This is a genomic window from Paenibacillus sp. GbtcB18, from assembly GCF_019091125.1.
Lineage (GTDB): Bacteria > Bacillota > Bacilli > Paenibacillales > NBRC-103111 > Paenibacillus_F > Paenibacillus_F chitinolyticus.
In genome coordinates, this window is record NZ_JAGXJX010000418.1 from 1 (window position 1) to 265 (window position 265).

1 protein-coding gene is annotated in these 265 nt (G+C 61.1%); it reads left to right on the top strand.

All coding sequences use genetic code 11. The features are described 5' to 3' along the window. Positions 1 to 265 (top strand): MarR family winged helix-turn-helix transcriptional regulator (locus KVT34_RS30375; RefSeq protein ID WP_217563305.1); only part of this gene is annotated, 265 nt, incomplete at both ends.

Consider the following 265-nt stretch of genomic DNA (forward strand, 5'->3'; position numbering starts at 1 on the left):
GGGCGTTATACGAAGGGGCTGACTGGCTCTTCCGCAGGCTGGTACGCAAATTTGTGAAGGAGCGCGACAAAATTTCCGTCGAAGGTATCGCATTGCCGGGGATGCTCATCCTGGACTCTATTCATAGTCAAGGAGAGCAGCGGCTGGGCGAGCTAGCGGAGCAGTGGGATTTTACATCCGGCGCCGTGACGGCGCTGTGCGACAAGCTGGAGGGGGGGGGTTATGCGGTCCGCAAACGAAGGGGGTCCGACCGCAGGCCCGTGGC